Source organism: Acidimicrobiales bacterium, assembly GCA_041394185.1.
Lineage (GTDB): Bacteria > Actinomycetota > Acidimicrobiia > Acidimicrobiales > Poriferisodalaceae > JAAETH01.
This window is the reverse complement of sequence record JAWKIQ010000001.1, coordinates 502,225-522,459: the sequence shown is the minus strand read 5'-3', so window position 1 is coordinate 522,459 and position 20,235 is coordinate 502,225. Positions and strand designations below refer to the sequence as shown.

Here is a 20,235-nt window from a genome sequence, read left to right as displayed (position 1 = left end):
GCACTAGCTCCGCATCAACAGCTGCTCGGCGATAGCGATCGTCTCGTCGTACAGCTCTGATCGATACCCGCCGCGGAAGCACTCGGCCAGGGCTTGCCAGGCGGTTGCGTCGTCTGCGAAAACGTCCAGATAGGCCCGATAGTGCGCCGCGGCTTCGGCCGGCCTGTCCAGCCGGCGCAGTAGGTCGCCAGCTCGCAGATGGAGGCCGAGGCCGCCCTCGTTAGGCCACAGCCCAATCGCACGACGTATCTGCTCGACCTCGGCTGACGGCTCACAGCCCGACTCGATCTGGCCGATGGCGTGTCGGGCAGCAGAGTGGTCGGAGTGGGTTCTGGCGCCGACCGACAGGCAGCGCTGCCTCACCGCCGCGCTGATCAGGTGTGTCGAGGTTCCCATCTGGGCGGCACGTCGATCGCCGATCTCGACGACGGTTCCGTCGACGAACCTCAAGCGCAGCGGGTGACGATGTCCTGGCTGGCCGCGAACGTAGATGATGGTCGTTTCGACCGAGGCGGCATACAACTGGTTGGCCGGCCTTTCGAGCCAGCCACCGCGCAGGCCGCGCCACATGAGCCTGTCGGAGGCGATCTTCAGCTCGATCGGCTGTCTTGCCGGGAACGATTCGGTCCTGACCAAAGGCGCGACCAGGCCCCACATGAAGAGCCCTATCGCCATGAACAAGAAACGGTCTCGGGTGGGGTTGTCGCCGATCACCTCGACCATCCAAGGCCAGCCGAGAACCAGCACAAGCCCGAGACCCAGACCGACGGCTGCAGCCGTGATGGTCTTGCGGCTGACCGCTAGGTGAGACAGGTCTCGGTCGGGCGCGAGGGCCGAGGCCGACATCGAGTCCGACACCAGCCTTGGTGCCTGGGCAACCAGCCGGTCGAACAGATCGTCGAAGCCGGCCATGGTTCTGGAAAGGCGCATCCGGCCGTCGCTCGTCGACAGCACGCTGGCAGGCCACCACCGTGCCTCTTCGATTGCCTCGATCGAAGCGATCGGCACCGACCGCTTCGTCCACAGCTTGACCTTCGTCAGGCGGTCGGGCTCCAGCACCACGACGGTTTGTCCAGGCAGCGAACACACCAGGCCGATGCCGACGAACACCGCCCCTACCGCGACCAGGCCGATGGCGGCTCGAGAGGCATCCGGGTCGGCGTCGACCAGCCAGACCGCTGCGGGCAACAGGCTCAGCGAGCCCAGCGCAAAGCCGAGCCACACAAGGACCAGCGCGAGGCGAATGGCGACGTCAGATCCGTATACGAGACCGACGTCGGCGAGCTCCTCAACGGTTCGTTCGCGGCGGTTGAACAGCGTTCGGCCAGCCCATCTGGCGCCGAACACCCCAACCGATACAACAAGGGCCACGGCAGCCAACACCACGGCTCCGGCGGCCAGTTCGCTCAGGCTCACGGGTCGAACCTCGCCAGCCGGTCGTCTGCGGCGATTATCTGACGTGCTTCGGGGGCAAGGTGCCATGGCACCTGCCGCTTGCGTCGCCTGTTGAGAAAGCGCCGCGAGGGGCGCATCGCCCTCAGCCGCTCGATGTGTCGGTCGTCGCCAGGATCCAGGCGCCCTGCCGTCGCAAAATGCCTAGAAGCGAGCTTCACCATTCCCTGCCGCGCCCGCACCACCCCCATCAGCACATGGCCGTCGGGCCAATCCGGCTGAACCGACAGCCCCTGTTCCAAAGCCGACGCAGCACCCACCAGATCGTCCGCGATCACGTGGGCAACCGCCTTGGCGTAGTAGCCGCCGGTCTGGTCGGGTTGCAGGGCCAAGGCTGTGTTTGCGGCATCCATCGCCCTGGTAGACGCTGCCGTCCGGTCAGAGGCCCCGTCGCCATCTGGCCGAGCATCGAGCCACGGCCCCGAGGTTGCCAACGACAGCGTCATGTGGAGCGGTGCCAGGTCGGGCTCCATCACCAAGGCCCGACTGCACAGTTCGATCGCCTCGTCGTAGCGCCCGGCGTGCCTGGCCACCCGGGCGGCCAGGTGCAGCGACGCCGGGTCTGCAGCGATGCCCATTGCGTCGGTCGCGTGTTGGGCCGCCAGATCGAGCCGCCCTGCTCCCAACTCGATCTCGCCCAGAAGGCGATGTGTCGAGGCTTCGCCGGGCTCCTGCGACAGTGCTTCCAGTGCACTCGAGCGCGCCTCGTCGAAGCGGCGCAGCAACAGCAGGTTCTGGCCATGTCTGCGGAGCCGTTCGACGTCGTCCATCACCATCTAGATCGGTCGCCCGGGGCACTGCTTGATGCCGGGCACCCGGCTGCCGATCCTAAACACATGTCGAGTGACGATGAACCCGAACCGACGCTGTCAGTGCCCGACACGGCAGACGAGCTGATCGAACGGTTCGGCCAGTCGGATGCGGCCGAGGAGGCCTTGTTCGGCGAGTTGACGAAGGCCCAGGTCTCGTTGGCGGACGTCGGCGGTCTTGCGAACGTGAAAGAGCAGCTCGAGCGCTCGTTTCTGGCTCCCCTGCGCAACCCCCAGATGGCTGCGGCCTTCGGCAAGAAGGCCGGAGGTGGCCTGCTGCTGTGGGGGCCTCCTGGGTGCGGCAAGACATTTCTGGCCCGCGCGGTCGCAGGCGAGATGGGGGCGAACTTCTACGACGTCGGCCTGGCGGACGTGCTGGACATGTGGATCGGTTCCAGCGAGCGCAACCTGGCCGCCATCTTCGAGACCGCCCGCCGCAACTCTCCCTGTGTGCTGTTCTTCGACGAGATAGATGCTCTGGGACAAAAGCGCTCGCACCTGCGCCATGCGGCCGGTCTACGAACCGTTGTCAACCAACTGCTGGCCGAGCTGGACGGGGTTTCCGCTTCGAACGAAGGCGTGTTCGTACTGGCGGCAACCAACCATCCGTGGGATGTCGACGAGGCTCTGCTGCGCCCTGGTCGCTTCGACCGCAAGCTGCTGGTGCTGCCGCCCGACGCCCCGGCGCGCCATGCGGTGTTGCAGTACCACCTGCGCTCGAAGCCCACCGAGCAGCTGAATCTAGGCAAGGTTGTCGAGGCAACCGAGGGCTACTCGGGGGCAGACATCGCCCACGTGGTCGAGTCGGCCACCGAGGCGTGCCTATCGGCGTCGATCGCCACCGGCGAGGTTCAACCCATCGGTACACAACACCTGCTGACGGCGGCGCTCGAGTCGTCGTCGACCATAGGTCCGTGGCTCGAGACGGCCCGAAACCACGTCGTGTACTCGAACCGCAGCGGCGACTACGACGAGCTCGAGGCATTCCTGCGCTTGCGCGACAAGCGCCGCCGCTGAGCCGACCCGTCGAGATGGCTAACAATGCCCTGGGTGCCTACCGATTGGGTGGGGTGAGCGACGACCGACGCGCCGACGATGGTTTCAGCCTTATCGAGCTGATGGTGGTGGTGCTGGTCATCGCCATCCTGATCGGCCTGGCCCTGCCCACGTTCCTGGGTGCCCGCGAACGGGCTCAGGATCGGGCGGCGCAAGCCAACGTGCGCAACGCGATGACAGCCGCAATGGTGCTGTTCGCCGACGACGCCGACTTCTCTACCGTCAGTGCTGCCACGCTGGAAGAGATCGAACCCGCACTGGACTATGTGGGCGAGGCAACCGTCGTTACAGCAGGATCACAGGTCGGGTTCAGCCTCCAGGCGGGCAACGCTCGCGTAGTCATGGTGGGCCTGTCTGAATCTGGCGACTGCTTCTACATGCAGACCGACCGTGGCAACACCGTCAACACCAGCAGCGACCAGTTCGCAATTCGCGACCAGGCCACCGGTGGCGACTGCAGGGCCAACAACACCGGCGACCTCACCTGGGGCGCCGACTGGTAGGCAGGCCCCTCAGGCCGATCCGGCGCTGCGGCCCAGCGACCACACCGGCACCGGTTCGTCGAACCCCTTCAGGATGCGACGGCCCGCAGGCTCGACGGTGAACCGACGGGGTATCGCAGCCGCCACTCCCCGATCGCACAGGACCTCGCCCGGCACCGCATGGTCGCCCAGGCGTGACGCCAGGTTGACCACCGGCCCATAGTGATCGCCACCGCGTGTCAACAGGTCTCCGAACGCCAGCCCCCCACGTGGCATGACCCGGTCGTCGGCGAACCCACCGACCAGGTCCAGCGCGGCCGAACACCCGGCCTCGACCGTCGGGGCGGTGAACATCACCTCGTCACCGACGTGTTTGACCACCCGGCCCCCAACATCGGTGATCAGTTCGAACGCCCTGGCCTCGAAGTCGCGAATCACCTCGGCGAGGTCTTCGAAGCTGAGACGGCCCGAGATAGCAGTGAACCCAACCAGGTCGACGAACCCGACCGCCGACCTGTAGGCGAGACGGCTCTCGATGCGGTGTTGTGCCAGTCTCTGTCTCTCGGTGGACGCCGCGAAGTGGTGCCGCAGGAGGGCTGCGATGGCCACCGCTACCTGCTCGATCGCCTCGATGCCGGTGGCCAGCGCCCGCAGCGACGCGAGATGGGGCGACCCGGTCTGGTCCGAGTCCCAGATGGGCCCCTCGACAGCGTGTGAGTACGCCGAGATCGACCCTTCGCTGATACGTGCCACCGCGCTGCCGATCAGCCGCAGAAGGTCGTCGCGTTCGCTCTCGGGCATGAACCCCGAACCGATCAGGTGGAAAAGGCTGACCAGGGTGAGATCTTCTTCGGAGAACCTGACGCCGTCGTGCTCGGACAGCGGCACGCCCGACAGTCGGTAGATGTGATCGACGTCGGCCAGCGAAACGCCCGTGCGTTCGGCGAGTTCGGACGCGGTCATCGTGGCATGCCTGTAGAACACCGCATCGACCGGAAGAGCATCGACGGGTTGCGCCAAGATCTCGCCGATGAGCCTCTCGGACATGCCGATCCGCGCCAGCATCGCCGCGACCTCGGTGGCCTCGTCGCTGTTGAGGTGCTCACCGGCTTCAGCCATGCGACGAGCGTACTCGGGGGTCGGTGCTCGATTTCGGCGCAGGGCGCGGCGACTGATCGCAGTGCGGTAGAAAGCACCATGCGTCTCACCACCGTGTTCGGGCTCATGGCCTTGGTGCTGTCTGCCGTGTACTCGTCGGCGCCGGCCCCGGCGGCCGCACAGGAGCCGACGTCCCAGGCAGACGGCTACGTCGTGGGGCGCAGCGGCGCAGAGAGCTTCGCGATCCAACCCGGTTTCAGGGCGGTCGGCGCCGCATCGTCGGGCGGTGGCCTGTGGGTGGTCGATCGGGCCGGAACGGTCGAGGCTCTGGGCGAAGCCACCCACCTCGGCGGCCTCAGCGGCATTCGGTTGGATGCGCCGGTGGTGGCCATAGCCGCCACGCCCACAGGCCAGGGTTATTGGCTCGTCGCAGCCGACGGCGGAGTGTTCAGCTTCGGAGACGCAACCTTCCTGGGATCGATGGGCGGCATCACCCTCAACCGCCCCGTCGTAGCCATGACGGCCACAGCAACGGGTAGGGGCTATCGCCTGGTCGCAGCCGACGGCGGAGTATTCGCCTTCGGAGACGCACCCTTCCTCGGCTCGACCGGTGGCGCCCCCGACCCGTCGCCCGTGGTCGGGGTTGCAACCAACCCCAACGGAGATGGTTACTGGCTGGCCCGGGCCGACGGCGCCGTGCTGGGCTTCGGCAGCGCGGCTCCGCAGGGTGGTTCGCCCAGCGGACGCACGGTGGCCATCGCGGCCGCTGGCGACGGAGGCGTCTGGCTGGTGGGTTCCGAACCCGCCGAACTCCCCGGCGGTGGAGTCGAGGTGTTCGCCAACGGCAGGATGATCGTCGCCCACTATGGCTCGCCCGGCAGCCCGGTCCTGGGAATCCTCGGTGAGCTGGAGCCCGACAGGGCTTTGCAGGCCGTGGTCGAGCGAGCGGCTCAGTTCGGAACGGTCGGCGACGACGTGGTGCCAGGTGTCGAAATAATCGTCACCGTGGCGCAGCGCTCGGCGGGGGCCGACGGCGACTACAGCGCACCCGTCGACAAGACTGCGGTCGAGGCGTTGGTCGACGAGGCAGAGCGGGTCGGAGCCTTCGTGGTCCTCGATCTCCAGCCCGGTCGATCGACCTTCTTGTCACAAGCCGTGCAGTTCGAGGATCTGCTCGGCAGGCCCCATGTGGGGCTGGCTCTCGACCCCGAGTGGAGAATGGGGCCTGGCCAGGTTCCGGCGCGAGTGATCGGCTCTGTGACCGCAGCCGAGGTCAACGAGGTGTCGGCCTGGCTGTCCGAGATGGTCGTCAGAGACGGCCTGCCCGAGAAGCTGTTCGTGATCCACCAGTTCACCGACAACATGGTTCGAGATCGCGACGACATCGTCGATCGCCCAGGTCTGGCCATCACGTTCCACGCCGACGGCTTCGGGGGCCGGGGTGCCAAGATCGGCGACCTGGTCCGCTACGCGGGCCAGCCACCATTCCACACCGGCTTCAAACTGTTTCTCGACGAGGACACCAACCTCTTTTCACCAGCCGAGGTGCTTGGCCTGTCGCCGCGCCCCGACCTCGTCACCTACCAGTAGCCGCCCTCAGCGGGGCAGGTTGAGCCAGCGAAACCGCGGGATCGGGGGCATCGTCGCAACCTCGACCGATTCGCATCCGGCGGGTACCGGCTGCGAGTGATGCGGTGCATCGCCCAGTTCGGCTTGCAACCGCCACATCGCAGCCTTCAGATCCTCACGGATCTCGAGATACGCCGGGTCGTCGTAGACGTTGTTGACCTCGTCGGGGTCTGACCGCAGGTCGTACAGCTCCCACTCGGGCGGGTAGGTGAAGAACGAAGTGAAGGGCAGGCCGAACCCCTCGTTGTAGTAGTAGATCAGCTTGTAGCGATCGGTGCGGTAGCCGTAGTGGGCGGGCGCCTTGTGGATCATGTCGTCGTGTTCCCAATAGCGGTAGTACACACCCTGCGCGTTCACCGACCCCGGCTCGCCGGCCATCTCGGGCCAAAAGCTCGTCCCTTGCATGTCGTCGACGCCACCGACACCGGCGGCGTCGAGCAGGGTCTGTGCCATGTCGACGTTGGTCACCATGGCGCTGCGCACCTGACCGGGCGCCACCCGGCTGGGGTACGAGACCACCAGCGGCATCCGCAACGACTCCTCGAACATCAGCCGCTTGTCGAACCAGCCGTGGTCGCCCAGGAAGAACCCCTGGTCGGACGAATAGACGAAGATCGTGTCGTCGAACTCTCCCCGGTTGCGCAGCCAGTCGATCAGGCGCCCAACGTTCTCGTCCACCGAATGCACGCAGGCCAGGTAGTCGCGCATGTATCTCTGGTACTTCCAGACAGCCTGATCCTCATACGACAGGCCCTCCGGCGGGTCGCCTTTGAGGTCCTCGGACGACAGGTGATCGGCCACTCTCATCGCAACCCGTCGCGAAGACGAAGAGCGAGTCGCATAGTCGTCCCAGAACGTCGATGGCAGCGGCACCGGCTGTTCGTACAGCGCTCGGTGTTCGGGCTTGGGTTCCCATGGCCGGTGAGGAGCCTTGTGCCAGACCAGCATGCACCAGGGGTCGTCACCGTCGAGCGACTCGACCCAGTCCATCGACAGGTCGGTGATGATGTCGGTGGCGTAACCCTCGACGACCCGTTCGCCTTCGGGCGAGATGAACGTCGGATTCCAGTAGTCGCCTTGACCGGGCAACACATCCCAGTAGTCGAAACCCTGTGGGTCGTGGCCATCGCCATGTCCCATGTGCCACTTGCCGATCATCGCGGTGCGGTAGCCCACCGACTTGAGCTGCGAGATGAAGGTCGGCTGGCTGGCGTCGATTGGCGTGAACAGGGTGAAGACGCCATTTCGGTGGCTGTACTTGCCCGTCAAGATGCTGGCCCGCGACGGGGTGCACAGCGAGTTCGTGGCAAAGCAGTTGTCGAACCTCACGCCGTGTTCTGCGATCTCGTCGATTCGTGGTGTCTGATTGACCACCGATCCGTAACAACCGATCGAGTGAGCGGCGTGATCGTCGGTGAGCACGAAGACGATGTTCGGGCGTTTCTGGTGGACCATCCGTCCACGTTACGTTCCCGGCGAAGGGCTACGAGGCTCAGTCGATGCGGATGCGCTCGCCGGTTCGTGCCACCACGGCATCGAGCTCGAGTGTGGTCTCGATGGCGTCGGCCAGCGCCTGCGACGCCGCTGGCTCGCCGTGGTTCACGAACACCATCTGGGGCGTGCCGGCCGCCGTGCCGAGCCAATCGAGCAACTCGCTGCGGTCGGCGTGCGCCGACAGGTCGACCGACGCGACCTGGGCCCTGACACCGAAATAGCGCCCGAACATCTTGATCTTGGAAGCCCCCTGCACCAGGGCCTCGCCTCGGGTGCCCGGAGCCTGGAACCCCACCAACAGCACTGCGTTTCGATCGTCGCCGATGCGGTTGGCGAGATGGTGGATGACACGGCCTCCCGTCGCCATGCCAGAGGCCGACACGATGATCATCGGGCCTCGCAGGGAGTTGAGCGCCTTGGACTCGTCGGTGGTGCGGGTTTCCCTGACGTCGATTGCCGAGAACAGCGAGGAGCCGGCGATGGCAGGCCGGATCTCTTCCGATCCTTCTGCGACCGCGCGCCGGTACACGTCCAACGCCCGAGACGCCATCGGACTGTCGACATAGACGGGCAGCTCGGGGATGCGGCCCTGGGCCACCAGCCGATCGATGTGCCACAGGACGACCTCGGTTCGGTCGACGGCGAAGGCCGGAACCACAACCACACCACCACGACGCGCCGCCTCGGATATCACCTCGGCCAGAACGTCTTCGGGGTCGACATCGGCGTGCTCCTCGTCGCCATAGGTCGACTCGACCACGACGAAGTTGGCGCGGCCAATCGGGTGAGGCGGCAACAACAATGGGTGGGTCGAGCGGCCGAGATCTCCGCTGAACACCACCGACGTCTCATGATCCTCGAGCTCGATGCGCAGGCTTGCTGCACCCAGAATGTGCCCAGCGTGACGCCACGTGGCCCTGACGCCCGGCACTAGCGCCACGGAATGATCGTAGGGAACCGACCGAAACTGCCGCAGGCAGTCGACAGCGTCTTGTTCGGTGTACAGCGGCAGCGCCGGAGCGTGTTTCGAGTAGCCGACCCGGTTGGCGTATTCGGCTTCCTCTTCATGCAGGCGCCCGCTGTCGGGCAGCACGATTCGTGCCAGCATCTCGGTGCCTTGTGTGCACAGAACGGGGCCCGAGAACCCCTCTCTGGCCAGGCGTGGAACATATCCGCAGTGGTCGACATGGGCGTGGGTCAACACGACGGCGTCGAGGCTCGCGGGTTCGGCAGGGAAAGGCTCCCAGTTCTTCTCCCGCAGCTCCTTGCGTCCTTGGTAGAGGCCACAATCGACCAGGATTCGGCTATTGCCGATCTCGACGAGGGCCTTGGAGCCAGTAACCGTCCCGGCCCCACCGACGAAGGTCAACATCGGTGCACTCATGGCTTCGATTGTCCGCTGGAGGCCCGTACGAAGCCAGTGCCGAAGGGCCTTCAGCTCCCGAACAGAGCCGGCTGATGATCGACAAAAACCCTCTTCATGGGCTCGGCACCAGCGACGCCGGCGATTTCGCGGGCCAGCTGTACGGCGACGGTCAGGGCTTCGCCAGGCGGCACGACCCTGTCGAGCAGGCCATGCGAGACCACCTCGTCTGACTCGATGATGCGCCCGGTCAAACACAGATCGCGTGCTGCGGACATGCGCATCACCGTGCACAGCAGGTCATAAGCGGCCGGAACCCCGAACTTGACCTGTGGTTGACCCATGCGCACCTGCGTGGTGCCAACGCGCAAGTCGCACATGACGGCGAGGTCCATGCCGCCGGCCACGGCCACACCCTCGATGGCCGCTATCAGCGGTTTGGGGAACTCGTGTACCGCAGCGTGATATCGGTCGGCGTGGGCCAAGACAGCGTCTGGGGCGTCGGACGACATCAACTCGTCCAGGTCGAAGCCCGCACAGAAGTGGTCGCCCGCGCCGGTGATCACCACGGCTTTCACGTCTTCGTCGACCGACAAGGCGTCGAGCCGATCGACCAACGCTTGGCGCAGAGTCGAGCTGAGCGCGTTGCGTTTGTCGGGTCGGTTGAGGCTGAGGACCTCGACGCCGAAACCTACGTTCTCCGCGATGAGGACCTGATGGTCGGCCATTCAGCCACCCTTCGTCAGAAGATGACCCCGGCCGAGCGCAACGCGTCGATCTCGTCTGGGCCAAAACCGTGCTCGGACAAGACCGCGTCGGTCTCGCCGCCGATCCCCGGCGGCATCACGGTGGGGCCGGGCATGACACCGTTCAGCTTCACTCCGGCGGCGGGCAACAACGGCCTGGCTGCGGGATCTTGTGGGTCAACAACGGGCTGCAACAGACCCCGCGCCACCGCGTGACCCTCGGCCACCACCTCGGCGAGGTCGCGGACCCTCCCGGCCGGGATGGCCCGTGCGTTCAGCAGTTCCTCCCACTCGGCCGCGCTCTTTTGGGAGAAGCGCTGAGCCATCGCCGCCTTGGCTGCCGCCACCATCGCCGGGTCTGCGTCCGGCTCTGTCAAGCCGGGGTCGGCGAAATCGGGAAGGTCCAGAAGGGTCATCAGGTCGACCAGGTGGCGCGCCTTGTTCGCAGCCACCATCAACAAACCGTCGGTGGTCTCGAAGGCCCCCGAAGCCACCGCGCCGCTGAAGGCGTCGTTGCCGGTGCGCGGCGGGCTGGTCTTGGTCTCGGCGGTGCGTACCAGCCCGCTGGCATTGAACAGCAGGCCTGCGTCGAGCATGGTCACGTCGACGTGAACACCAGTGCCCGTGCGGCGTTGTTCGAGCACACCGGCCAGCAGCCCGAAGGCCAGCAGCAGCCCACCTCCATAATCGAGGTATGGCGATCCGACCTTGATGGGCGGATGGTCGGCGAAGCCGGTCGAGTACATGATGCCGCTCATCGCCTGCACGACGTGGTCGAACCCGGGGCGACCGCCGTACGGCCCGACGTCGCCAAAGGCGCTGAGCGAGCCATAGACGATGTTGGGATTGCGAGCCGATACGGTCTCCCACGACAGGCCCATGGCGTCGGCGGTGCCCGGCGCGAACCCCTCGACGAAGACGTCGGCCTGCTCGATCAGCCGCAACACCACCTCTGCGGCGCCGGGTTCGCGCATGTTCACGACGATGGGGCGCTTGCCTGCGTTCTGTGTTGCGAATGCCAGACGCGTCGAGCGTCTCATGAACTCACCGCTGGCCGATTCGATCTTGATGACCTCGGCGCCGAGTAGTCCCATCAGGTAGGTACCGAATGGGGTGGCGAGCACCTGGCCCATGTCGACGATCTTCACACCCTCGAGTGGGGCCGGGACGGTTGGGCTGACCTGCTGCATGAAGATCGGTTTTAGCCGTTTGGCCTCTCGAATGGGTAACCCGAGGTTTCAGGCAACAGCGTCGGCGATGGCGTCGAAGGCGTTCATCTCGTAGTCGTAGAAGACCGGATCTGCGGCAAGGGGTTGCGAGCTCTGCTTGACGATGGCCATTCGCCGGGCCGGGTCGCAGTAGATCCACTGACCGTTCACGCCGATGGCGCAGATCGCCTCACGCCCAGGGGTGTGGCGGACCCACCACTTGGACCGATAGCTCCATTCGCCCGTGCCGAAACATCCCACGGCGTCGGGGCCGGCAAGGAACGCCTCGGTCGAGCCGCCCGCCAGCAGCGTGTCGATGATTCGCGGCTCCACAACCGAACGGCCGCCTATCTCGCCATCGTTGGCCATCATCCAGCCGAACCGGGCCAGATCTTCGGCGGTTGCGTTGAGGCCTCCACCGGCAACGGGCATGCCGGCGCTGTCGAGCAGCATGTACGCCTCACCATCGGCCCCGATCGCGCTCCACAGTTGATGCAGGTCGTCCAGCAGAGAACGACCGGTGACGCGACAGGTGACCCAGCTGGCAGCATCGGTCTTTGGTGTCTGATAGTGGAACACCTCGCCGTGGCCCACCTGCGGATCGGGCGCCAAGGTTGTCAGATAGTCATAGACCGTCGGAGCGCCACCGTCGACGGCGGGACCCAACCCAACCACCGATACGTAGGTGTGAATGTCGGCTGCCGGGTCGACGTAGTCCTCGTTGAACGCCATCGAATTGGTCATGTCGAGCACTTGACCGAACGTCGCTTCGGAGAACGCACCCATCGACGGCGCGCCCAGCTCGCTGACCAGATCTCCGACACGGTCGGATTCGCCCACCTGGCCGCGCCCGATCGCCATCTGGGCGAAGAGCCCCACGAAGCTCTTGGTGCACGACATCATCTGGTGCGGTGTCGTCGGCTTCATCGAGTTCATGTAGCGCTCGAACACCACATCGCCGCCTTGCACCACAACGAGGCTGTCGGTGAACGTCTCGCGCAAGAACGTCTCGAAGTCAGCCTTGGTGCCGTCTTCACGGGTCACGTCGATCCTGTCGAGGTGCGGATCGATGCGACGCTTCAGACGAACAATGTCGTCCGACGCGGGCCAACCCGCCGAAGGCAGCAGCCGCCGCATGTGCTGATACGCCCAGCGGTTGTGTGGCGCCATCCACAACCCGTTGGACCGGTCGACGCGTTTGTCGGGCGGGGGTGGAAAGCCCACCATCAGGCCCAGCTCTTCGTGTGTTGCCGTGTCGAATGTGGTGATGTCCATCCGCCCCCCTGCTCAGCGCGTGCCCCGACGCTGTGAAGTAGAGCACAGCGGGCCATCGCGGCAACAACGTCGGGTGGGTGCAATAGTTGACCGCATGGAGCTTCGAGAGCTTCCGCTGTTCGCTGGTGTCGAGGCCGCTCAGATAGGGCCGATCGAACAACGGCTCACACCAGCGCGGGTACCGGCCGGCGACGCCTTGATGTCGACCGACGACCCCGCAGACTTCTTCGCGATCGTCTTGGGGGGTCGAGCTCGAGTCGAGGTAGAGGCTGGTGACACCCGACGTGAGGTCGCAACCCTGCAGCGTGGCGACATTGTCGGCGAGCTCGGGCTGCTGACCGGCCGCCGATCTTCAACCGTTGTCGCCGAGACCGACCTCGACGTTCTGACCGGAGACGCCGACGCCTTCGAGGCGATGCTGGCCAACCGCGAACTGCACGAGCGGATTCAGGACCTGGTCAGCAGGCGCTTCGCACAGAACCTTCGCCCAGTTCAGGCCCAGCTCAAGGACGGAACATCGGTGTGGCTGCGGCCGCTGTTGCCGACCGACCGAGAGATGCACCACAAGGCCGTTCGCGAAGCTTCTGCGCAGACTCTGCTGCTGAGGTTCTTCACCCCGGCCCAACCCAGCGAAAAGGTCCTCGACTATCTGGTCGACATCGACTTCGTCGATCACTTCGCGTGGGTTTGCGTCAACGCCGACGGCACCGGCGTTGGCATCGTCCGCTACATACGAGACAAGGACGACCACGACGAGGCCGAAATCGCGTTTGCCACCGACGAGGCCTGGCGCGGACGCGGCGTGGGCACCTTGATGGTCGGCGCCATCGCGGTGGCGGCCAAGTCGGCGGGCATCGACACGATCACCGGAATCTTCCTGGCCGAGAATCGTGGATCGCGGGCGCTGTTCCGCAAGGCCGGAGCGACCTTCGGACGTGCCGAGCCCGGGGTGGTGTCGGCCCGCGCCGGTGTCGACGACGCAATCGCAGTGCTGGCAGCCGACATCGCTTCGGCTCTGCAATCGGCGGTCGAAGACATCGTGACCGCCGGCGACTTGGCACTGAGCGACGCTGGAACGCCCGGTTAGCTGACCATTCCAGACCCCGGCGTCGGCAAATCGCGCGCGGGAACCGGGGATCGGCTTGCCATGGCAACACGTCGCCGGTGGCCACCAGCCAGCGCATCAGCTGGGCCAGCAGCTCGGCCTCGACCTCAGCGTGCTGGGCCAGCCCGGCGAGATTGTGCAGCTCGTCGGGATCGTTGGTTCTGTCGTACAGCTCGGGCGGCTCGTACAGGCGCCACACATAGGTCCACTCCCTGGACCTGATGCACACCGCCTTGCCGACATCGTGCGGGCTCTCGTGCTGTGCCTGCCCTTTCAGGTCGTAGGGAAACGCCGGCCTCTCCAAGAGGGGCTCTTCTTCGACCAGGAAACCTCCCTCGGTGAAAGCGAACTGCCGATGGCCGACGTCGGGGTCTGCCAGTACCGGCAAAAGGCTGCGGCCGAAGTGTGAGTAGTCGGGCTCGACCCCGGCCAGCTCGTAGATCGTTGGCACGATGTCGATCAGCTCGACCATGTCGTCGACGGTGCGGCCCTGGGGTATTCCCGGGCCGGCCATCACCAGCGGATCTCGGGCTAGACAATCGTGCATTCCCGAAGGCCACTTCTCGATCAGGTCGTAGTCGCCCAGGTACTCGCCGTGGTCACTGAACACCACCACGACCGTGTTGCTCAGGGCGTCGCCGACCGCGTCGACGATCCGGCCGAGGTGCGAGTCGAAGCGCGAGACCATTCCGTGGTAGGTCGCGGCGATCTCGGCCCATTGCTGGTCGCTGAGGCGATCGGTGCCATAGAGGCGGCGAAGGTTCGCCATGTACGCGGGTTCGTGCCCGGTCACCACCGGCGGCCTTCTGGGGCCGACGTTCGTGCGGTCGTGCATCGAGAACCATGGTTCGGTCACCGCAAACGGGCAGTGCGGGAAGATCAGCGGTGCATACAACACCCATGGCTTGTCGGTGGGACGGTTCTGCAACCAGCGCTCGGCGGTGACGGTGCATGCCTCGTCGAAGTCGTACGGCTGCTCCGACAACCCCACGTAGAAAGCACGCGACATCGGGTCGTCTGGAGTCAGCCGTGACTTGTCTGCACCCATCTTGGGCGGCTCGTCCCAGCCGTACTGGTCGCAGCTGGCCTCAGTCGCCCCCGGCGCCCACGTGTCGCCACGGGCGCCTGCGTGGACGACGTGATAGCCGGCTGTCTTCAGTGTCTTCAATAGGTTCGGGTCTTCGGGGCGCAGCAGATGGGTGAGGCTGCGGTGGCCCCGAACGTGGGGGTACCAGCCGGTAAGAAACGACGCCCGGCTGGGCGAGCACACCGTGTGCTGCACGAACGCGTTGGTGAACTTGGATCCACGCTGCGCCAATGCGTCGTAGTTCGGCGTGCTGGCGGTCTTCGAGCCAAAGGCGCCAACCGCATCGGCTCGCAGTTGGTCGGCGACGACGATGACGAAATTGGGCCGGGTGCTCGAATCCACCCCCCGAAACTAGCGCTCAGCCAGCCAGTATCCGGTAGAGCTCGGCCTTGGCCTTGTCCAGCACTTCCACTGCAGCCTTGCGCTGGTCTTCGGTGCCAAAGCGTCCGATCTGCCTGGCTTGGCCGGCGATCTCGGCAACGGCACTCCTGAGGTCGCCGCCTACCCTCATCTCGCCGAACTCGTCCCATGGCGCCGGAGCGTCGGGGTCGCGGTTGGACACACGCTCGCGGCCGGCCTCGGTCAGCGAGTACTGGCGCTTGCCGTCCGGCGAGTCTGTGCCGACCACCAACCCCTTTTCCTCCAGACGAGCCAACGCCGGATACACCGTGCCGGCGCTGGGCCGCCACCGACCCTGCGTGCGTTCCTCGATCTCGGAGATCAGCTCGTAGCCGTGCATGTCTCGCTGGGCCAGCAACACCAAAGCGCTCTCGGCCAGGGCACCTCGGCGCATGCGACGCCTGCCGCCGTGAGGTCCCCTCTTGTGCCCTTCGCCGACCATGCCCGCTCCCCTTCTAGATCCTCGTCTGCCGCGACCGTAGCGGCCGCCTTCTGTTCTCTCAGTCGAATGCATCGACACTCCTTGGTTCAGCGCAGCCGGATATCGGCTGCTGTCTTTCGACTGTAACGATATGTCGTTAGCATTCACGATGCAACAGATTTCTCAGAGACACCTCGGCCGCTAACCTCCCAAGGCGCCTGCAAAGGCAAGGGAGGGGTCCAATTGAGCGAAGAACTGGCCAGCCGAATCGCCCACCACGTTCGTGCCGCATCCGAAGCCGCAGACGGGCTCGCAGTCGCCGCCGCACTCAATGCGATCGAGCCAGACGAACTCGCTGTGTTCTTGCACCGCCAGCTCGAAATCGGCGATTCGCCCGACCGCATCGGCGACGGCCTGCCGGCCTCGCCCGGAGGTGCCAGTGGGCGCATCGTGCTGTCGGCCGCTGCTGCCCTAGAAGCATCCGACCGCGGCGAGGACGTCATCTTGGTGCGGCCCGAGACCACCCCAGACGACGTGCTGGGCATGCAGGCTTCTCGCGGCATCCTCACGGCCCGCGGCGGTCTGGTCAGCCATGCGGCGGTAGTTGCCCGCGGCTGGGGCATTCCCGCCGTGGTCGGCGCGTCGACCATGACCGTCGACGTCGACAGCGTGACCATCGGCACCACCGTGTTGTCGGCCGGTGATCACATCACCATCGACGGCTCGACCGGTGCCATATACCGGGGCGCACTGGCCACCTCCGGGGCGCAAGCTCCGCCCGAGCTCGACACCCTGCTGCGCTGGGCCGACGACGTCGGCCGCGGTCACGTGCAGGTGCGCGTAAACGCCGACACGAAGGGCGATGCCAGCTATGGGCGCAAGCTCGGCGCCCAGGGAATCGGATTGTGCCGAACCGAGCACATGTTCCTGGCGGCCGACCGACTTCCGATCATGCGCCGGTTCATCCTGGCCCACGACCCCGAATCCGAGCGGCTGGCGCTGGCAGAGCTCGAGGCCGCCCAGACCACCGATTTCGAGAGCGTGCTCGAGGCCATGGACGGCCTGCCCGTGACCGTGCGCCTGCTCGACCCTCCCCTGCACGAGTTCCTGCCCGATCTGCTCGACCTGACCGCCGCCGAGGCCAGGGGCGAGCTCGATGCCGGTGGACTCGCCGAGTTGGCAGCCGTGCGCCGCCTACACGAAACCAACCCCATGATCGGCACCCGCGGAGTCCGTCTGGGCATGGTGAGGCCCGGCGTCTACGAGATGCAGGTACGTGCCCTGTGCAAGGCGGCGGCGAACCTGTTCGAGCGGGGCAACAAACCCAACGTCGAGATCATGATCCCCTTGGTGGTCGATGCAGAGGAGCTGCGAATCGCCCGCTCGTGGGTCGACGGTGTACTGACCCAGATCGGCCACCCCGAACTGGCCGCAGGCGTAGTGACCGTCGGCGCCATGATCGAAACGCCGCGGGCGGCCATCACAGCCGGAGCCCTGGCCCAGCACGCCGACTTCTTCTCGTTCGGCACCAACGACCTGACTCAGATGACCTACGCCTTCAGCCGCGACGACGTCGAGTCGAAGCTGCTGCCCACCTACCAGGCCCAGGGAATCTTGCACTCGAACCCCTTCGCTGTGCTCGACCAGGAGGGCGTGGGCGAGATTCTCCGACACGCCTGTCGAGAAGCCCGCCACCATCGACCCTCGATCAAGTTGGGTATCTGCGGTGAACATGCCGGCCATCCTGCGTCGGCAGATTTCTTGGTGCGCCTGGGAGTCGACTCGGCCAGCTGCTCGCCGTTTCGCGTCCCCATCGCTCGCCTTGCGGTGGCGCAAGCCCTGCTCGAGTGCGGGCGAGTTCACATAGACGATGTCGAGTTCGGCTTCGAAGCCACCGCCGACGCAGGCGCTGGCAACGCCGATGGCGAGGCCGATACAGCTGCGGTCGCTGCTCGGCCACCGGCGCCGGCCCTCGAGGTCGACGAGGCCCTGGTGTTGCACGTGCTGAAGATCAGGGGTTTCGCGACCGAAGACGGACTGCGGGCCAGCCTCGGCACGGTGCCCAGCGAGATCCTCGGCGGTCTGACCCAAGCAGGTCACGTCAACTTCATGGAAGCGCGCGGCATGTACATGCTTATGCCAGCAGGCCGCGAGCGCCATGCCGAGGTCTTGGCTGGGTTGCAGGCGCAGTCGGGCGGTCTCGCCGAACCCTACGAACAGTTCCTCGAGCTGAACGACAGGTTCAAACAGCTTTGCAGCGACTGGCAGATGCGCAACGGCGAGCCCAACGACCACACCGACGCCGCTTATGACAAGGCCAGGGTCGACGATCTGATCGACTTGGACCGCCGTGCCGAACCCGTACTGGACACGATGGCCGCAGTGGTGGCTCGGCTCGGTCGTTACCGGTCACGGTTGCGCACTGCGGCCGAGGCCGTCGCCGCAGGTCAGACCAAGCAGTTCACCGGCGTCATGTGCGAGTCGTATCACGATGTCTGGATGGAGTTGCACGAAGACCTGATCCTGATCCAGGGCATCGACCGGACCGCAGAGGGCAGTTTCTAGCCGCAACTGCTCTGGCGCCTGTGGGTTTTCGTCCGGCTCTTAGCGACAACTGCGGTTTCTTGCGCCGCTGCTGAGTGCGCTTGGGTTGAGTGTCCTACCCCCTGTTTAGGGTTTGTGGCGTGACAGAGGTGCGGGTGGTGCTCAGCGGCGCCGGCGAACTAGCAGTGATGGATGTCGCCGGGCTCGAGGCCGAGCTTGGTGGTGTTCGTCGTGTGCGTGCCCGTTTGGATGGCCACGAGGCTCGATTGTTGAGCGCGTTGGCCAAGGCCCGTCAGCGTGCCGCCAATCGCAAGGGCAAGGAGTCGGAGGGTGGTTCCAAGCCGGTTCCTGGGCCGCCTGCTCCGTCGGCGTAAGGCCCAACGTGAGGCCGAAGCCAGGTCACAGCGACTGACTGCCAATCCCGATGTCGCAGAGGCGTTGGAAGCGGCAGACATCAACTCCGAACAAGCCGACTACCTGACCAACGCCAACCTACCCGACGACACCAAAGCCCGCCTGCTCTTAGAAGCCATGGGCCAATCCGCGGACGAGACCAGGGCAACTCGACAAACCCGACGGATCGGCCTACACCGTCGACGGAACCCAAATACCCGCATCCATCGCACGATCGATGCTGTGCAGGGCCCAGATCAACGGCTGGTACCAACGAGCCAGCCGAGAACTCCTGGATCTGGCGTACGACGTCGAGTACGCCACGCCAACACAGAAACTGGCCCTGGCCATCCGCGACAGCACATGCCGGTGGCGGCACTGCAACACCGAAGCCACACACTGCGAAGCCCACCACCTACACCACCGCGAACACGGCGGAACCACCAACCTCGACAACCTCGCGCTGCTATGCCCACATCATCACGACCGGCTCCACGCCATGAACGCACGGCTCGTCATGGGCCACACACCGGACCAGTGGCAACTCCAAGACGCCCACGGCACCATCATCGAACAATGGACCAAACCACCACCACGAAAACAGAAACCGAGGGCCAAACCACCAAACCCGGCGGCCTGAGCCGGGCTGGGCAGAACGGTACAGATCAGAGCCGGCGTGCTCCGCTGCTGGGCACCGCGACGAAGCCGCGGTCGAGCGCACCTGGGCGGGCAAGCGCCACCACTGCGCCGCCAAACCCGGCGCCGGTCAGCCTGGCCCCATAAACACCATCGACGGCCGTGAGGTCGGCGACCAGGCGATCGAGTATCGGCGTCGACACCTCGAAGTCGACGCCCAGGCTGCGGTGCGATTCGACCATCAGGTTCCCCGCCTCGACGTAGTCGCCCGCCTGCAGAGCCTGAACGAACCCGACAACCCTGGCGTTCTCGGTGACGACGTGCCTGGCGCGCGCCCTCAGCACGGGGTCCTCGAGCGCCTCGGTGTCTTCCGGGGTCGCATCGCGCAGTGCGCCTATCTGGGCCTCGGCGGCCTCGCATTGGCTGCGCCTGATCGCGTACTCGGAGTTCACCAGCTCTCGATGCTGGCCCGAGTGCACGATGACCACCTGCACGTCGTCGGGTACCCGATGGGGAACCACCTCCAGCGAACGGCAGTCGATCATCAAGGCGTGGCCCTCGACACCGGCGGCGATCGAGAGTTGGTCCATGATCCCGCACGGCACACCGGTGGCCCGGTGTTCGGCCCGCTGGCACAGCTCGGCGAGCTCGAGCGCCGGTCCCTCGAACCCCAACGCCAGCCCTGCGGCAACCTGGACGGCTGCGCTCGACGACAGCCCCGCGACCGGCAGATTCGAGGTCATCTCGCCCACCATGCCCACGGCAGATCTCATCTCGGCAGCAACCCCGGCTATGTGGCGCGCCCAGGCAGGCTCGACAGCCGCTGGGTCTTCAACCGGCAGCTCGAACACGGCACGTTCGACCTCTTGATCCGATCCGAGGTCCACCTTCGCACCGCCACCTGTGGCCACGATCGTGACTCCTCGGTCGATGGCCATGGGCAGCACCAACCCGCCCATGTAGTCGGTGTGATCACCGATCAGGTTCACCCGGCCGGGGGCGAAGACTCTCGTCAGCTGTCCGGACATGGCGCACTGA

The 20,235-nt window shown here is 65.8% G+C and carries 17 protein-coding genes and 1 pseudogene; 7 read left to right on the top strand and 11 right to left on the bottom strand.

What is annotated here, in order from left to right:
* Positions 1–3: 3 nt before the first annotated feature.
* Both R2770_02505 and R2770_02500 read right to left on the bottom strand, forming a co-directional pair.
* Positions 4–1,416, bottom strand: a complete 1,413-nt coding sequence (locus tag R2770_02505) for a tetratricopeptide repeat protein (protein MEZ5279316.1) — start codon at positions 1,414–1,416, stop codon at positions 4–6.
* Positions 1,413–2,222: a tetratricopeptide repeat protein gene (locus R2770_02500; GenBank protein ID MEZ5279315.1), complete on the bottom strand. Its 810-nt coding sequence runs from the start codon at positions 2,220–2,222 to the stop codon at positions 1,413–1,415. The genes R2770_02505 and R2770_02500 overlap by 4 nt, the downstream gene beginning before the upstream one ends.
* Before the next feature lie 66 nt (positions 2,223–2,288).
* On the opposite strand from R2770_02500, the gene R2770_02495 reads away from it, so the two are divergent.
* Positions 2,289–3,278, top strand: coding sequence for an ATP-binding protein (locus R2770_02495; protein ID MEZ5279314.1), 990 nt, complete (start codon positions 2,289–2,291; stop codon positions 3,276–3,278).
* 53 nt (positions 3,279–3,331) lie between these two features.
* Positions 3,332–3,820, top strand: coding sequence for a type II secretion system protein (locus tag R2770_02490; protein ID MEZ5279313.1), 489 nt, complete (start codon positions 3,332–3,334; stop codon positions 3,818–3,820).
* Between the two features lie 9 nt (positions 3,821–3,829).
* Here the strand turns inward: R2770_02490 and R2770_02485 are convergent, their stop codons facing one another.
* Complete coding sequence (locus tag R2770_02485) at positions 3,830–4,918, bottom strand: adenylate/guanylate cyclase domain-containing protein (protein ID MEZ5279312.1); 1,089 nt, start codon at positions 4,916–4,918, stop codon at positions 3,830–3,832.
* 78 nt (positions 4,919–4,996) lie between these two features.
* Here R2770_02485 and R2770_02480 point away from each other — a divergent pair, with 78 nt between their 5' ends.
* Positions 4,997–6,487 (top strand): hypothetical protein, encoded by a 1,491-nt coding sequence (locus R2770_02480; protein MEZ5279311.1) that lies wholly within the window; start codon positions 4,997–4,999, stop codon positions 6,485–6,487.
* 6 nt (positions 6,488–6,493) lie between these two features.
* Here the strand turns inward: R2770_02480 and R2770_02475 are convergent, their stop codons facing one another.
* Genes R2770_02475 through R2770_02455 form a run of 5 tightly spaced genes read right to left on the bottom strand, consistent with a single transcriptional unit; the run spans position 6,494 to position 12,612 of the window.
* Positions 6,494–7,981, bottom strand: a complete 1,488-nt coding sequence (locus R2770_02475; protein MEZ5279310.1) for a sulfatase — start codon at positions 7,979–7,981, stop codon at positions 6,494–6,496.
* Between the two features lie 37 nt (positions 7,982–8,018).
* Positions 8,019–9,404 carry an MBL fold metallo-hydrolase gene (locus R2770_02470; protein ID MEZ5279309.1) on the bottom strand — a complete coding sequence of 462 codons (1,386 nt, stop codon included), beginning with the start codon at positions 9,402–9,404 and terminating at the stop codon, positions 8,019–8,021.
* Between the two features lie 50 nt (positions 9,405–9,454).
* Positions 9,455–10,111, bottom strand: coding sequence for an enoyl-CoA hydratase/isomerase family protein (locus R2770_02465; GenBank protein ID MEZ5279308.1), 657 nt, complete (start codon positions 10,109–10,111; stop codon positions 9,455–9,457).
* 14 nt (positions 10,112–10,125) lie between these two features.
* Positions 10,126–11,319, bottom strand: a complete 1,194-nt coding sequence (locus R2770_02460) for a CaiB/BaiF CoA-transferase family protein (protein MEZ5279307.1) — start codon at positions 11,317–11,319, stop codon at positions 10,126–10,128.
* Positions 11,320–11,367: 48 nt separating this feature from the next.
* Positions 11,368–12,612, bottom strand: coding sequence for a serine hydrolase (locus tag R2770_02455; protein MEZ5279306.1), 1,245 nt, complete (start codon positions 12,610–12,612; stop codon positions 11,368–11,370).
* Between the two features lie 73 nt (positions 12,613–12,685).
* Here R2770_02455 and R2770_02450 point away from each other — a divergent pair, with 73 nt between their 5' ends.
* The gene (locus tag R2770_02450) at positions 12,686–13,699 is read left to right on the top strand and encodes a GNAT family N-acetyltransferase (protein ID MEZ5279305.1); all 1,014 of its coding nucleotides are present in this window, start codon (positions 12,686–12,688) and stop codon (positions 13,697–13,699) included.
* A 451-nt stretch (positions 13,700–14,150) separates the two neighbouring features.
* Here the strand turns inward: R2770_02450 and R2770_02445 are convergent.
* Positions 14,151–15,146 (bottom strand): annotated as a pseudogene (locus R2770_02445) (sulfatase-like hydrolase/transferase).
* Positions 15,147–15,162: 16 nt separating this feature from the next.
* The gene (locus R2770_02440) at positions 15,163–15,645 is read right to left on the bottom strand and encodes a PadR family transcriptional regulator (protein ID MEZ5279304.1); all 483 of its coding nucleotides are present in this window, start codon (positions 15,643–15,645) and stop codon (positions 15,163–15,165) included.
* Positions 15,646–15,867: 222 nt separating this feature from the next.
* Here R2770_02440 and R2770_02435 point away from each other — a divergent pair, with 222 nt between their 5' ends.
* From R2770_02435 to R2770_02425, 3 genes are all read left to right on the top strand, one after another.
* Entirely contained in the window at positions 15,868–18,189 is a 2,322-nt protein-coding gene (locus R2770_02435; protein MEZ5279303.1) for a putative PEP-binding protein, read from the top strand.
* Between the two features lie 119 nt (positions 18,190–18,308).
* The gene (locus R2770_02430) at positions 18,309–18,542 is read left to right on the top strand and encodes a hypothetical protein (protein MEZ5279302.1); all 234 of its coding nucleotides are present in this window, start codon (positions 18,309–18,311) and stop codon (positions 18,540–18,542) included.
* A 257-nt stretch (positions 18,543–18,799) separates the two neighbouring features.
* Complete coding sequence (locus R2770_02425; GenBank protein ID MEZ5279301.1) at positions 18,800–19,201, top strand: HNH endonuclease signature motif containing protein; 402 nt, start codon at positions 18,800–18,802, stop codon at positions 19,199–19,201.
* A 25-nt stretch (positions 19,202–19,226) separates the two neighbouring features.
* On the opposite strand, the gene galK is transcribed toward R2770_02425, so the two are convergent.
* Positions 19,227–20,225, bottom strand: coding sequence for a galactokinase (galK, locus tag R2770_02420; GenBank protein ID MEZ5279300.1), 999 nt, complete (start codon positions 20,223–20,225; stop codon positions 19,227–19,229).
* Positions 20,226–20,235 lie beyond the last annotated feature (10 nt).